Source organism: Streptomyces asiaticus (assembly GCF_018138715.1).
GTDB classification, from domain to species: Bacteria; Actinomycetota; Actinomycetes; order Streptomycetales; family Streptomycetaceae; genus Streptomyces; species Streptomyces asiaticus.
Genome location: NZ_JAGSHX010000001.1, coordinates 1,117,564 through 1,130,196, shown reverse-complemented (window position 1 = coordinate 1,130,196; position 12,633 = coordinate 1,117,564). Strand labels below are relative to the sequence as shown.

Sequence of the window (12,633 nt, the reverse complement as noted above, 5' to 3'; positions counted from 1 at the left end):
CGTCGGCAAAGGCTGCGGCTGAAAGCCCCTCGGCGCCGACGGCCCCTGCCTGCGGCCCGTTCGGGACCTGGACCGCACCGAGCTGGTCGCCGTGGTGGCAGGGCGGCAGGCGCCGCGCGGCCTGGCGCCCTGCCACGGCATGCACGGTCTGCGTGCCCGTCTGCCCGATCCTCTACGGGATCATCGGGCGGCGACGTCCTCGGTGGCCTCTGCCTCGTCCGCGGCCACGGGGGCCGGTTTCTTCGGTCCGCGCAGGGCGATGTAGACGAACAGGGCGCCCATGACGGCGGTGCCCACCCACATGGCCTGCTGCCATCCGTCGACGAAGGACTGCTGGGCGGCGTGGACCAGGTCCTGCGCGCGCGGGCCTGCGCTGGGTACGGCCTCCAGGGCGTTGGCGATGCCGTCGCGCGCGGTGTCCGCGGTGCCCTGCGGGATGCCCTGAAGTCTGCCGTCGATGGAGCTGCGGTAGCCGGCCGACAGCAGCGCGCCCAGCAGCGCGACGCCCAGTGCGGTGCCGAACTCGCGGGTGGCGTCGTTGAGGGCGGAGGCGACGCCCTGCTTCTCGCGCGGCAGTGAGCTGGTGATGGCCTCCGTGGACGGTGTCATCGCCAGACCCGAGCCGAAACCCAGGGCGAGCAGGCCGGCCAGGACGGAGAGATAGCCGCCGTCGACGGAGACGAACAGCGCCATCAGGGCCAGGCCGACACCGGTCAACGCGATGCCGATGGCCAGGGTCCGGCGGACGCCGATCTGTGCGGCCAACCTGGGCGCCACACCGGAAGTCACAATCAGTACCACGGCCCTGGGCAGCATCGCCACCGAGGACAGCAGCGCCGACCAGCCCAGCACGGCCTGGAAGAACGGCAGGAGGACCACGGTGATACCCGCCTGGACACCGAAGGTCACCAGCAGGGTGACCGAACCGCCGGCCAGGCCGCGCTCACGGAACAGCCGCACGTCCAGCAGCGAGGCGTCCCGGCGGCGCAGCTCCCAGACCACGAAACAGACGGTGGCAACGAGACCGACGGCGAGGCCGATCACGGTCACCGAGGCGGTCCAGCCGCGCTCTGGCCCCTCCTGCAGGACGAAGATGAGGCCGACCACCGCGACGGCGGCCACCAGCGCGCCGATGGTGTCGAACGAATGGCGGGACCGCTCGAAGGAGTTGGGAACCGACTTCAGCGTCATGGCCAGGGCCACGACGACCAGGACCCCCGGCAGGGCGAACAGCCAGCGCCAGTTGGCGGCGTCGACCAGGAACGCCGACAGGAACAGGCCCACGACGCCGCCGCCTCCGCCCACTCCGGTCCACACCCCGATCGCCTTCCCGCGCTGCTCCTCGGGGAAGGTGGAAGTGATGACGGCAAGGGTGATGGGCACGATCATCGCCGCTCCGACACCGGCGCCCATCCGCGCGGCGATCATCACCTCCGCGTTCGGGGCCAGGGCGCCCGCGACGCTCGCGACGCCGAAGACGGCCAGCCCCGCGACCAGCATGGGCTTGCGGCCCAGACGGTCACCGATGGCGCCGAGCGGCAGCAGCAGGGCGGCCAGGGCGAGGGTGTAGACGTTGATGATCCACAGGACGGTGCTCTGCGAGGCCCCGAAATCGACGGCCAGGTGGGTCTGGGCCACGTTCAGCCCCGACACCGACGCGATGACGGCCATCAGCGCGACCGAGACGGCGATCAGGATCGTCCGCAGCTGACGCGCATCCAGCGCACTCCCGCTCGTGGCAGCGGCTGCCGCCTGGGGAGGCTGGTTCGGGGTCATGGGCACCTCTCAGAAATGGGCACGGGAAGTCAGCGCCGGCGTGTGGCCGGTCGCCGAGTGAGGGGGTGGGGCCCGCCACGGCGCACCCGCGGGGCGCTCGCGCGAGCCGGGATTCGAGCGGTGGCGGTCGCGTTGTGTGCCGCGGCGAATGCCGCGCCGGCGGTGACCGCCAGGGCGTGAGCGGAAGGGAACTTCCTGCTTCTCATCCACCGTAGCGCCGTAAACGGGCGACACCTCCCACTTTCGTTAAAGTGGGAGACATGCCTGCTCAGAGCTCTCGGAAACCAGGCCGACCACTACCGGCTTGCACCGACGGCCCCCCGCCGCCCGCCGCGGCCACCGGGCTGCGCGCCGACGCCCGGCGCAACCGCGACCGCATCCTCGAAGCCGCCCGCGAGGCATTCACGATCCACGGAATCGACGTACCCATAACGACGATCGCCCGCCGCGCAGGGGTCGGCGCAGCCACCCTCTATCGGCACTTCCCCACCCGAGCCTCGCTCGTCACCGAAGCCTTCGCCGCACAGATGGCCAGCTGCGTCGCCGCCCTCGACGACGCGCTGGCCGACCCCGATCCCTGGCGCGGACTCTGCAGTGTGATCGAGAAGGTGTGTGCCATGCAGGCCACCGACCGGGGCTTCACGGCCGCCTTCCTCTCCCAGTTCCCCGACGCCGTCGACCACGAGCGCGACCGCACCCGCGCGGAGAGGGGCCTCGCCCAACCGGTGCAGCGGGCCAAAGACACGGGGCAACTGCGGGCCGACTTCCACCCCGCCGACGTCACTCTCCTGCTCCTGGCCAACAGCGGCGTCGTCGGAGAGTCCCAGCAGGTCTCGCTGGCCGCGTCCCGACGCCTGGCCGCCTATCTTCTCCAGTCCTTCCGATCCGGCCATACCGAGCCCCTGCCCCCGCCGGCACCGCTGGGACTCCAGCACATCCACCAGCCTCCGCCCACCCACTAGTACTGCAACGGTGCTTGCCGTGACTGCTGACCAGGTCGGTCGTTGGTGTGGTTATGGGTGGGGACCTCGCTGATGTCAGGTTGTGGTCGGGTGAACTGGACGCTGTGCACGAGCGATTCGTGCATCGTTTCAGCAGGTCGGAGCCCCGGGAGTCGGCACTTGCTTATATGCGGGGCCTGATCGCTCCGCTGCAACGGAAGAACGGCTGGACGCTGGCGGAGGAAGCCGGCCATACGGGCCCGGACCGTATCCACCGGATGCTGAACCGGATCGAGTGGGACGCCGATGAAGTGCTCGACGACGTGCGTCAGTACGTGGTCGACAACCTCGGCGACCCCGATGCCGTCCTGGTCGTGGACGACACGGGCTTCTTGAAGAAGGGGACGCGGTCGGCCGGGGTGCAGCGGCAGTACTCCGGCACCGCCGGGCGCACGGAAAATTGCCAGGTCGGCGTCTTCCTCGCCTATGCCACCGACCGCGGGCGGACACTGATCGACCGGCGTCTGTATCTGCCCGCCTCCTGGACCGACGACCGCGAAAGGTGCCGCCGGGCCGTCATCGAGGACGACGTCGCCTTCGAAACCAAGGTGGCCACGGCCAAGACGATGGTCCGCCGCGCCATCGCGGACAAGATCCCGTTTCACTGGGTGACCGCGGATGCCGCTTACGGGTTCAGCAAAGGCTGGCGGTCGGAGCTGGAGCGGGCGGACGTCTTCCACGTCATGGCCACCACCCGCCACGACACCGTGGTCACCCGCTGGGCGATCGACCATCCCGTCCACGACCTGTTTCCCGGTCTTGCCCGGCAGAAATGGAAGCGCCGTTCCTGTGGCAGCGGGGCTCACGGCCTGCGGATCTACGACTGGGCCCGTGTCGAGGTGCGGCCCTGGCACCGGCCCGACCGCCGCCACTGGGTGGTCGCCCGCCGCAGCGTCGCCCGCCCGCAAGAGATCTCCTACTACATCGTCTACTGCCCCACCGAGACCACGCTCGATGATCTGATCCGCATTGCGGGCAGCCGGTGGGCCATCGAGGAATGCTTCCAGAGCGCGAAACAGGAATGCGGCCTGGACGACTACCAGGTTCGCCGTTATCCCGGCTGGCACCGCCACATGACCCTGGCCATGGCCGCCCACGCCTGCCTGACCGTCCTGCGAGCCCGAGAGCTGGACACGGACAAAGCAGAAACGGATCCTCCCAGCTCATCCACCTCAGCCTCGCCGAAATACGACGGCTGATCACCCGACTCACCGACCGCCGACCCACACCCGTCGAGCACATCCTGCACTGGTCGACCTGGCGCCGACGACGACAACACCAGGCCCGCACCAGCCACTACAAACGACGCGGACACAACCCCTGACCTGCCCACCAGTCACGACAAGCACCGTTGCAGTATTAGAGGTCATCTCATTTGGTGAGTCTGCGGTAGCAGATGAGGGTACAGGCGATGCTGGTGAATGCCAGGAAGTGGATGGCTTTCCGTTCGTAACGACGGTGAAGTCGTCGGCATCCGGCGAGCCAGGACATCGTGCGTTCGATCGTCCAGCGGTGGCGTCCCAGCCGCTTGGAGGACTCGATGCCTTTGCGGGCGATGCGGTGCCGGATGCCGCGCTGCCGTAGCCATCGGCGCAGGTGGTCGTAGTCGTAACCTTTGTCGCCGTGGAGCTTGGCTGGCCTTCGGCGGCGAGGTCCGCGGCGGGAACGGATGGGCGGGATGCCGCGCACGAGCGGTTCGAGCGCCTGGCTGTCGTGAAGGTTGGCGCCCGAGATCCCGATGGAGATGGGCAATCCGGTCCGCTCGGTGATCAAGTGGATCTTCGAACCCTTCTTACCCCGATCTACGGGATTCGGACCCGTCAGGTCCCCCCTTTGAGAGCCCTCATGTTCACCGAGTCGATCGCGCACCGCGACCAGTCCAGCTCACCGCGCGACCCGAGCTCATCCAGGACCAGGCGGTGCAGCTTCGCCCACACCCGCGCCTGGGACCACTCCATGAACCGGCGGTGAACGGTGGCACCGGACGGGCCGAACACGAGCGGGACCTGCGCCCACGTGCAGCCAGTGGTCGCCACGAAGATGATCGCGGCCAGCACCTCACGATCTCCGTACCGGCGTCGACCACCGCCCTGCGGACGGGTCGACACCTCCGGAACCACCCGCTGGAACAACTCCCACAACCCGTCCGGCACCAGACGTTCGACCATCAACACACAACCAGGCTACCGGCGAACCCAAATGAGATGGCCTCTTACTGGGCTGTCAGTAGAGGCAGGACCGAGCGGGTGGTTGTTAACCTCGATCTTGCATGAGGGTCCGTCAGCTTGCTGACGGACCCTCATGCAAGATCGAGGCTAGGCAGTCATGTCGATGACGATCTTGCCGAATACGTCACGGCTGGCCTGCGCCGTGTAGGCGGCTTTGGCGTCCTTAAGGGCGAAGGTTTTCTGGACCACCGGTGTGATGCCGTGCTGGTCGATAAAGTCAACGAGCTGGACCAATGCTTTGGAGCTACCGACAGCTATACCGCGGATGGAGGCGCCCTTGCTCATAAGCACAGGCAAGGGCAGCGGCGCATCGCCAGCGGAGAACAGGCCCATGACGGCGATCTCTCCGCCTGCGCCGACGGCCATGATGGATTGCGTCATCGCATCTCCCCCGACGGGGTTGACCACCTTGTCCATTCCGCCGGTGCTGGCGTAGATGTTTTCGCCCCAGGTAGGCGTGGTGCGGTAGTTGAGCACGTCTACAGTCCCGAGCTGCCGCAACTGCCCTTCCTTGGTCTGCTGGCTTGTGGTGGCAATGACCTCCGCGCCGAAGGCTCGGGCCAGCTGGAGGGCGAATAGGGAGACGCCCCCGGTGCCCAAGGTGAGGATCATCTGGCCCGCGGTAACGGGGTGTTCCTCGGTGAGGGCCGTCCATGCGGTCAGGCCCGCGCAGACCAGAGTGGAGGCGTGCACGAAGTCCAGGCTCTGCGGCATCCGGGTGACCCGGTTGGCGTCGAGGACCACGTATTCGGCCAAGACGCCGTTCTCGCCGGGCGAGCCGAGTCCGAATCCCAGACGGTCGGTGGGCGGAGGGCCATCGACCCAGTCGCGGAAGTAGACACTGATGACGCGGTCACCGACCGCCCAGCACTCCACGCCGGCTCCCACAGCGTCGATGACTCCGCTGCCATCGGCGACCGGAATGGTTTCCTCCTCAACGCCCTGCCCGTAGTGGCCGTTCAGGATGATCTGGTCACGGTAGTTCAGCGCAGCCGCCTTCACCGCAACTCGCACTTGCCCTGGTCCCGGGTCGGGCACAGGGGCCTCCTTCATGACCAAGGCATCCTGCCCCGATTTGCCCGGTTCTAGCACCCACTTACGCATGGTGTTCCGTTCCCGTGAAGTAAGTAACTGGTTGGTTGCATTGATAGCACGCATCCAGTCCGCGATGCAACCGACTGGTTACTTGTTAGACTCGGGGGATGCGGGCTCCTGGCAGGCCGAAAGATTCGGCGCAGACGAAACGGCGCATCCTTGATGCCGCAATCACGGAATTTTCGGCGCACGGGCTCGCCGGCGCTCGGGTGGAGCGCATCACCGAGGCGGCGATGTGCAACAAGGCGATGCTCTATCGCTATTTTTCCAGCAAGGAGAAGCTCTTCGACGCCGTATTCGACGAAATCGTTGTCCGCACCGTCGACGCCGTCCCCATGGACGTTACCGACCTTCCTGGATATGCCGCGCGCATCTTCGAGCAGCACCTGCGCACACCCAACATCCTGCGCATCGCCACCTGGGACCATCTCGAACGTGGTGGAGCTGGCATGCGGCTGGCCACCGTCGCCGAGGTCAACCGGGCCAAGGTGCAGAAGATTGAAGCAGCTCAAGCGGCGGGGATGGTCACCTCCCGCTACCCGGCCGAAGTCATCCTGCACATCACGCTTGCCCTGTCACGGCCGCTCGTCGGAACTGACGTCACCATCCCCGCCGCTACCCCCTCGCATCACATCGCTGACGCCGTACGCGCTGCCCTCACCGAGTGAGCAACACCCGGCGCAAATGCTGTAGGCGCTAGCCTCGCGCTTTCACGAGACGGGCTGTCCAGCTGGTGATCAAGAAAGCAGAAAGTGCCTCTGAGCAGCGAGAATGAGGATTGCTAAGGTCCTTGTTCCCGCCACCGCCGGAGGCACTTCCCAGGTGAAGAAGCGTATCGGGTCCTACCCGCGTGTCCGCGTCGAGGGCGGCGGTCGCGGAGTCGTCTCGCAGGCCGACGCGGTGCTGCTGGTCGAGACGGTCCGCAAGACCGGCCTGGGTACGGCGATATCGACGGCGCTGGCACCGTGGCGCAGACCGAGGGCAGTGCACGACCCGGGCAAGATCCTGCTGGATGTCGCGCTCGCGGTGGCGCTGGGAGGGGACTGCCTGGCCGATGTGGGCATGTTGCGGGCCGAGCCGGCCGTGTTCGGTCCGGTGGCCTCCGACCCCACGGTCTCCCGGCTGATCGGCGCGCTGGCGTCGGGCGGACATCGGGTCCTGGCCGCGCTGCGCACCGCCCGTGCTGAAGTGCGCGAACAGGTATGGCGGTTGGCCGGTGACACAGCACCGCACGCCGGCGGGCAGGTGGTCGTGGACATCGACGGCGTCCTCGTCCTGGCACACTCCGAGAAGCAGGACGCAGCCGCGACCTGGAAGAAGACGTTCGGGCACCACCCGCTGATGGGCTTCGTCGACCACGGCCGCGGCGGGTCCGGCGAGCCGGTCGTGGGCCTGTTGCGGCCCGGCAACGCGGGCTCCAACACCGCCGCCGACCACATCGAAGCCACCCGGCTGGCCCTGGCCCAACAGCCCAAACGGTTCCGGCGCGGGCGGCAGACACTGATCCGCACCGACTCCGGCGGCGGCACCCACGAGTTCGTCGCCTGGCTCGCGAAGCGCGGGCGGTGGATGTCGTACTCGGTCGGCATGACCATCACCGACGCCATCCACCAGGCCGTCTTGAAAGTCCCGGCCTCGGCCTGGACGCCGGCCGCCGAACCCGACGATGATATCCGCGACGGCGCCTGGGTCGCCGAACTCGCCGGCGACTGCCTGACGGACTGGCCGAAGGGGCTGCGGCTGATCGTGCGCAAGGAACGGCCGCACCCCGGTGCCCAATTGCGCTTCACCGACGCCGACGGCATGCGCCTTACCTGCTTCGCCACCAACACGGCGGGCGAGGCGATCGCCGCCCTCGAACTGCGCCACCGCCGAAAATGGCTCTGTCCGCAGTTCCGTGAATCCCCAGGTCAGTCCCAAGCTGAGAGAGCGAGTTCGATTCTCGTCACCCGCTGCATGATGAAACCCCAGGTCAGTGGCCTGGGGCTTGTTGTTGTCTCTTCTGCCTCTGAGTTGGCCGTGTCGGCGGGCTATGCGGTGCTGCTCGTTGTAGGGGTGGTGTCCCACTGCGAGTGCAGGCCGGAGACGAAGGTGGTGAATTCGTCGACCATGTCGATGTCGTCGGGGTCGAGCAGCCATTGCTGTTGGAGTCCGTCGAGGACGGCGACGGTCAGGTGGACGAGGGCGGTGATGGGTGCGTCAGGGTGGATCTCGCCGCGGTGCTGGCCGTCCCGGATGGCGTCGGTCAGCCAGCTCTGGGTGCTGGTGTAGTGATCGCGTAGCCAGGCATGGGCGGGATGGCCGGGTTCGGTGGCCTCAGCGGAGAGCCGTACGAACAGCCCGACGAGTTCGGGCCGGTTGGAGTTGCGCGCCACGAGACCGGTGAGGGCATCGAAGGCGGCCCAGCCGAGCGGCGGGCGGTCGTCGGTACCGGACAGAAACCGGCCGTCCTCGGCTTCACGATGTTCCAGTACCGCCGCGAGAAGCGCGGCCTTACTTGGGAAGTGATGCAACAGCCCGGACTGGGACAGCCCGGCTTTCTCGGCGACCAGGGCGATGCTGGCTCCGCGGTAGCCGGCGGTGGAGAAGAGCTCAACGGCGGCCCGGACCGCCTTGGCACGGGATTCGGCGCCCGCCGCCTCCACCCTGGATCTCGCACGGGGGGTGCGGTAGCGGGGTGGGAAGGACATGTGTGGTGCTCCTCAATGCTCAGGCGGTCCGTGGCTCCGGTCAGCGGGGTTCGTGCACGGCCAGGGTAATGCGGATGTCCCCCAGGCCCCGGGCGATCACTATTTCGCCGCCTTCCAAGGGCCGCCAGACTCGCGCGCCGGTGTCCCAACTCCGCTGGGTGCGGGTGTCGCAGGGGACCTCGATGGTGGCCGTCTCACCCGGGAGGACCTCAACTCCCGCCCAGCCGATGAGCCGGACCGGTTCGGCCGAGTCGGCAGGTCGCCGGTACACCTGGACGACTTCCCGGGAGGCATGGGTGCCGATGTTGGTGACCTGCGCCCGCACTCTGTGCACGGTGCCGTCCTGGATGGCGAGGTCGGCGTGTTCGTAGCGCCAGGCGCCGTAGCCCAGCCCGTGACCGAACCAGAACAGGGGCTGGGGGCCCTGATGCGCGGCCCATCCGCGGTATCCGAATGCGGGGCCCTCCGTATAGGCGAGCGCGCCCTCGGCCGGGGTGGTGCTCCAGACCGGGCCGTCGCCGTCCCGGGCGGGGAAGGTGGTGACCAGTCGGCCGGCCGGCTCGGTCTCGCCGAGCAGTGCTGCGGCGACCGCGTCACCGGCTTCCTGGCCGGGCAGTCCGGCCCACAGCACTGCGTCGACCCGGTTGAGCCAGGGCATGAGTACCGGCGTCGCCGCGTTGACCACGACCACGGTGCGCTTCGCCGCCGCGGCGACCGCAGCGACCATGGCGTCCTGCTCTCCCGGCAGCGCGAGTGTCGTCTTGTCGAGCCCCTCGGTTTCCTGTTCGTCGGTCAGGCCGACGACCACGATGGCCAGATCGGCGCCGGCGGCGGCGCGGGCCGCCGCGCCGATCGCCGCGGCCGACGGCGGCGAGGCAGGACGGGCGATCAGGCCGGATCGGCTGTGCTCCGTCAGCCGGGGGCGGGTGGCCGTGAGGATCGCACCGGGTTCGAGGTCGAGGTTCGTTGTCCAGGACGGTGGGTTGAGCACACCCGCCGAGAACGCGGCGGCGCCGTCCCGGGAGACGGTGTACCGCTCGGCGCCGACTCGCACGGTCCATTCGCCCAGGCCGGTCACACCGACCTGCATGCGGGCCGGCGCGTCCATGCCGATACGGGCCGCCAGTTCGATGGTGTCGGCGCTGTCGAGCCAACTGCCGCGACCGGTGACGAGTTCGGTCACTTCGACGTGCCGGGAGTCCACCACCGTGCCGTAGGCGTCGCGGGCGGTCACTCGCATGCCGGGCCGTCCGGTCTCCGGATCGCGCAGCAGGTCAGGTACGGGCACCGGGCGGTGCCGGACCTCCACTCCGTCGATCACGGACACCCGCTCCGGGCCGAGCGCGGCGGTCATTCCGTCGGCGACGGACACCACGTGGGGCGGACGCAGCTTTGCCGAGCCGCCACCCTGGGCAATGGTCTCGATGGCATGGCGCCCGATCACGACCACGCTCCCGACGTCGGGTGAGAGCGGCAGTGTGGCCTCGCGGTTGGTCAGCACGGCCATCCCGCCCGCGGCGAGCCGCCGCAACTGGTCCCGGCGAACGGGACTGTCGGGCTCGGGCAGTTCGCGAGTCGAGGCAACGAACGGGCCGGGGAACCGGCCGACCCTGGCCGCGAGGCGCAGCAGTCGCCTGAGGTGCTCGTCGATGGCGCTCCCCTCGACCTCGCCGGCGCGCACGGCGGCCACCAGGTGGTGTTCCCAGGGGCCACCGGGGCCGGGCATCACCAGGTCCAGGCCCCCGGTGGCGCTGGCCGCGGTGGACCGGGTGGCGTACCAGTCGGACATCACCACGCCGTCGAAGCCCCACTCGCCCTTGAGGATGCCGTCGATCAGTTCGGCGTGCTCGGTGGAGGCCGTCCCGTTGACCCGGTTGTAGGCGGCCATGACCGACCATGCGCCGGCGTCGGTCACCACCATCTCGAACGGCAGCAGATAGACCTCGCGCAGCGTCCGCTCGTCGATGACCGCGTCGACCGTGGTGCGGTCGGTTTCGGACTCGTTGGCCAGGAAGTGCTTCGGAGTGGCGGCGACACCGTGCCGCTGGAGTCCGCGGACGACGCCGCTTGCCAGCGCCCCGGTCAGCAGCGGGTCCTCACTGAAGGTCTCGAAGAGCCGCCCGCCCAGGGGAGTGCGATGCAGATTGATCGTCGGGCCGAGCACCACATGGGTGTCATGGGCGGCGGCCTCTTCCGCCAGCAGTTCCCCGACCTGCTCGGCCGTGTGCGCGTCCCAGTGCTGGGCCAGCACGGTTGCGTTGGGCAGCAGGCAGGACATGCGGCCGCCGGTGAACTCCGGGCCCCGCACGCCGGTGGGGCCGTCCGACAGCCGCACCTCAACCAACTCGATCGCGGAGTCGGCGTGCAGGGCGAACATCGCCGCCCCGGTCAGCAGGCGCACCTTCTGCTCGAGGTCGAGCACGTCGATCACCTTCTCGATCCGGCCCGCCAAGTGGTCGACATCGTCAACTTTCATGATGTCCTTTTCAGTTCCACCGGACTCCCGGCTCAACGGACCTTCTTCACCGGGACGATGGCCAGAGCGCCCACCACACACACCACGGTCGCGGTCCCCAGCAACAGCCCGTAGTTGTGACCGCCACCGATTCCGACCAGCACCGCGCCCACGGCCGGTGCGATCGACTGCGGAGCGGCGTTGGCGATGTTGAACACCCCGAGGTCCTTCGCCGCGTCGTCAGGGTTGGGCAGTACGTCGATCACCAGCGCCAGGTCCACCCCCATGTAGATGCCGTACCCCAGTCCGCACACGATTTCGGCCGCATAGAACATCCCGACGGTGTCGGCCTGGCTCAGCACGGCCAGGCCGAGTCCGAAGATCAGCGTCGACGTGAAGACGAACACCTTGCGGCGCTGCAGGCGGTCGGAGAGCAGTCCCGTGGTCTGCGCGGCGACCACCAGGGTGATCGTGTAAACCAGCACGCCGGTGGCCATCACCGACGCCGCCCGGGCGACCGACAACCCGAACTGGTCCTGCAGGTACAGCAGCCGGAACGTGGTGAACAGGTACGAGGCGGTGACGAGAAGGAACCGCGACGCCCACGCCAGGCCGAAGTCCGGGTACCGGCGGGGGTTCACCCAGAACGTCTGCAGCAGCGTTTTCAGCCCGCCCTGGCTCGGCGGGCGCCGCAGCAGCGGACGGTCCGGCAGGACCACCGCGAACAGCAGCATCAGTCCCACCGCCACCAGCGCGGGGACCAGGAACAGCACCACCGGCTGCCCGCTGAAGTACTTGCCGGCGTAGGCGGCACCCAGGATCGCGCAGTTCTGCACCACTCCCAGCAGCCCGGCGACCTTCCCGCGCTGGAAGGTGGGCACCTGGTCCGCGACCGTCGCCACGTGGGCGGCCAGCGCCGCGTTGGCCGACGCCTGTCCGACGAACCACGCCGCCACGAGCACCGCCAGACTCTGCGTCGTCGCGATGACCAGAAGGCACACCGCCAGGCCGAGTGCTCCTGCCACCAGCCACGGCCGACGGCGCCCGAACCGGCCGGTCGTGCGGTCGCTGATCCGTCCGAAGACCGGGTTCGCGACGAATGCCGCCACCGCTCCCACGGTGGACACCAGTCCCAGCGCCGCGACCTCATGCCCCGGCGCCACCTCCTGGACCTTGATGGCCAGGCCGACGAACACCGGAGCCGCCAGCGCGAGGAACAGCCCCAACTGCGCCAACGCCATGGTCGTGACCAGCCACTTGCCGGCCGGGCGTACCGGCGGTCTCGTCATCTCCGAAACGTCGGCCCCGGTCCCTGATCCCACCACAGCCATCTCAGCCTCCTCGTTGCGATCCGGTCGCCGCGAGGCGCCTGGGTCGACATGGTGGCC

The 12,633-nt window shown here is 68.7% G+C and carries 9 protein-coding genes and 1 pseudogene; 4 read left to right on the top strand and 6 right to left on the bottom strand.

Features of this window, described 5'->3' with window-relative positions; all coding sequences use genetic code 11:
• Positions 1–180: 180 nt before the first annotated feature.
• Positions 181–1,776, bottom strand: coding sequence for an MFS transporter (locus tag KHP12_RS04775; RefSeq protein ID WP_086881811.1), 1,596 nt, complete (start codon positions 1,774–1,776; stop codon positions 181–183).
• 260 nt (positions 1,777–2,036) lie between these two features.
• Here KHP12_RS04775 and KHP12_RS04770 point away from each other — a divergent pair, with 260 nt between their 5' ends.
• Both KHP12_RS04770 and KHP12_RS04765 read left to right on the top strand, forming a co-directional pair.
• Positions 2,037–2,738 (top strand): TetR/AcrR family transcriptional regulator, encoded by a 702-nt coding sequence (locus KHP12_RS04770; RefSeq protein WP_244202783.1) that lies wholly within the window; start codon positions 2,037–2,039, stop codon positions 2,736–2,738.
• Between the two features lie 53 nt (positions 2,739–2,791).
• A complete protein-coding gene (locus KHP12_RS04765) occupies positions 2,792–3,976 on the top strand; it encodes an IS701 family transposase (protein ID WP_211831517.1) in 1,185 nt (394 codons plus the stop codon).
• Between the two features lie 172 nt (positions 3,977–4,148).
• On the opposite strand, the gene KHP12_RS04760 is transcribed toward KHP12_RS04765, so the two are convergent.
• Positions 4,149–4,945, bottom strand: a protein-coding gene (locus KHP12_RS04760; RefSeq protein WP_246643351.1) for an IS5 family transposase whose coding sequence is annotated in 2 segments (ribosomal slippage) — positions 4,149–4,607 and positions 4,610–4,945 — 795 coding nt in all. Because the reading frame shifts where the segments join, the coding sequence is not laid out codon by codon here.
• A 147-nt stretch (positions 4,946–5,092) separates the two neighbouring features.
• The gene (locus tag KHP12_RS04755; RefSeq protein ID WP_211831515.1) at positions 5,093–6,043 is read right to left on the bottom strand and encodes a zinc-dependent alcohol dehydrogenase family protein; all 951 of its coding nucleotides are present in this window, start codon (positions 6,041–6,043) and stop codon (positions 5,093–5,095) included.
• A 164-nt stretch (positions 6,044–6,207) separates the two neighbouring features.
• On the opposite strand from KHP12_RS04755, the gene KHP12_RS04750 reads away from it, so the two are divergent.
• Both KHP12_RS04750 and KHP12_RS04745 read left to right on the top strand, forming a co-directional pair.
• Positions 6,208–6,768: a TetR/AcrR family transcriptional regulator gene (locus KHP12_RS04750; protein WP_086881290.1), complete on the top strand. Its 561-nt coding sequence runs from the start codon at positions 6,208–6,210 to the stop codon at positions 6,766–6,768.
• A gap of 154 nt (positions 6,769–6,922) precedes the next feature.
• A pseudogene (locus KHP12_RS04745) lies at positions 6,923–7,972 on the top strand (IS1380 family transposase); the annotation flags it as partial.
• 158 nt (positions 7,973–8,130) lie between these two features.
• Here the strand turns inward: KHP12_RS04745 and KHP12_RS04740 are convergent.
• Genes KHP12_RS04740 through KHP12_RS04730 form a run of 3 tightly spaced genes read right to left on the bottom strand, consistent with a single transcriptional unit; the run spans position 8,131 to position 12,534 of the window.
• Positions 8,131–8,790 (bottom strand): TetR/AcrR family transcriptional regulator, encoded by a 660-nt coding sequence (locus KHP12_RS04740; RefSeq protein WP_211831514.1) that lies wholly within the window; start codon positions 8,788–8,790, stop codon positions 8,131–8,133.
• Between the two features lie 40 nt (positions 8,791–8,830).
• The gene (locus KHP12_RS04735) at positions 8,831–11,266 is read right to left on the bottom strand and encodes a beta-glucosidase (RefSeq protein WP_211831513.1); all 2,436 of its coding nucleotides are present in this window, start codon (positions 11,264–11,266) and stop codon (positions 8,831–8,833) included.
• A gap of 32 nt (positions 11,267–11,298) precedes the next feature.
• Positions 11,299–12,534, bottom strand: coding sequence for an MFS transporter (locus KHP12_RS04730; RefSeq protein ID WP_208652960.1), 1,236 nt, complete (start codon positions 12,532–12,534; stop codon positions 11,299–11,301).
• Between the last annotated feature and the right edge of the window lie 99 nt (positions 12,535–12,633).

Bases quoted from the DNA above. Each gene is read 5' to 3' on its own strand.
- KHP12_RS04775 (WP_086881811.1), bottom strand. From the start codon at position 1,776: ATGACCCCGAACCAGCCTCCCCAGGCGGCAGCCGCTGCCACGAGCGGG.
- KHP12_RS04770 (WP_244202783.1), top strand. From the start codon at position 2,037: ATGCCTGCTCAGAGCTCTCGGAAACCAGGCCGACCACTACCGGCTTGC.
- KHP12_RS04765 (WP_211831517.1), top strand. From the start codon at position 2,792: ATGGGTGGGGACCTCGCTGATGTCAGGTTGTGGTCGGGTGAACTGGAC.
- KHP12_RS04750 (WP_086881290.1), top strand. From the start codon at position 6,208: ATGCGGGCTCCTGGCAGGCCGAAAGATTCGGCGCAGACGAAACGGCGC.
- KHP12_RS04740 (WP_211831514.1), bottom strand. From the start codon at position 8,790: ATGTCCTTCCCACCCCGCTACCGCACCCCCCGTGCGAGATCCAGGGTG.
- KHP12_RS04735 (WP_211831513.1), bottom strand. From the start codon at position 11,266: ATGAAAGTTGACGATGTCGACCACTTGGCGGGCCGGATCGAGAAGGTG.
- KHP12_RS04730 (WP_208652960.1), bottom strand. From the start codon at position 12,534: ATGACGAGACCGCCGGTACGCCCGGCCGGCAAGTGGCTGGTCACGACC.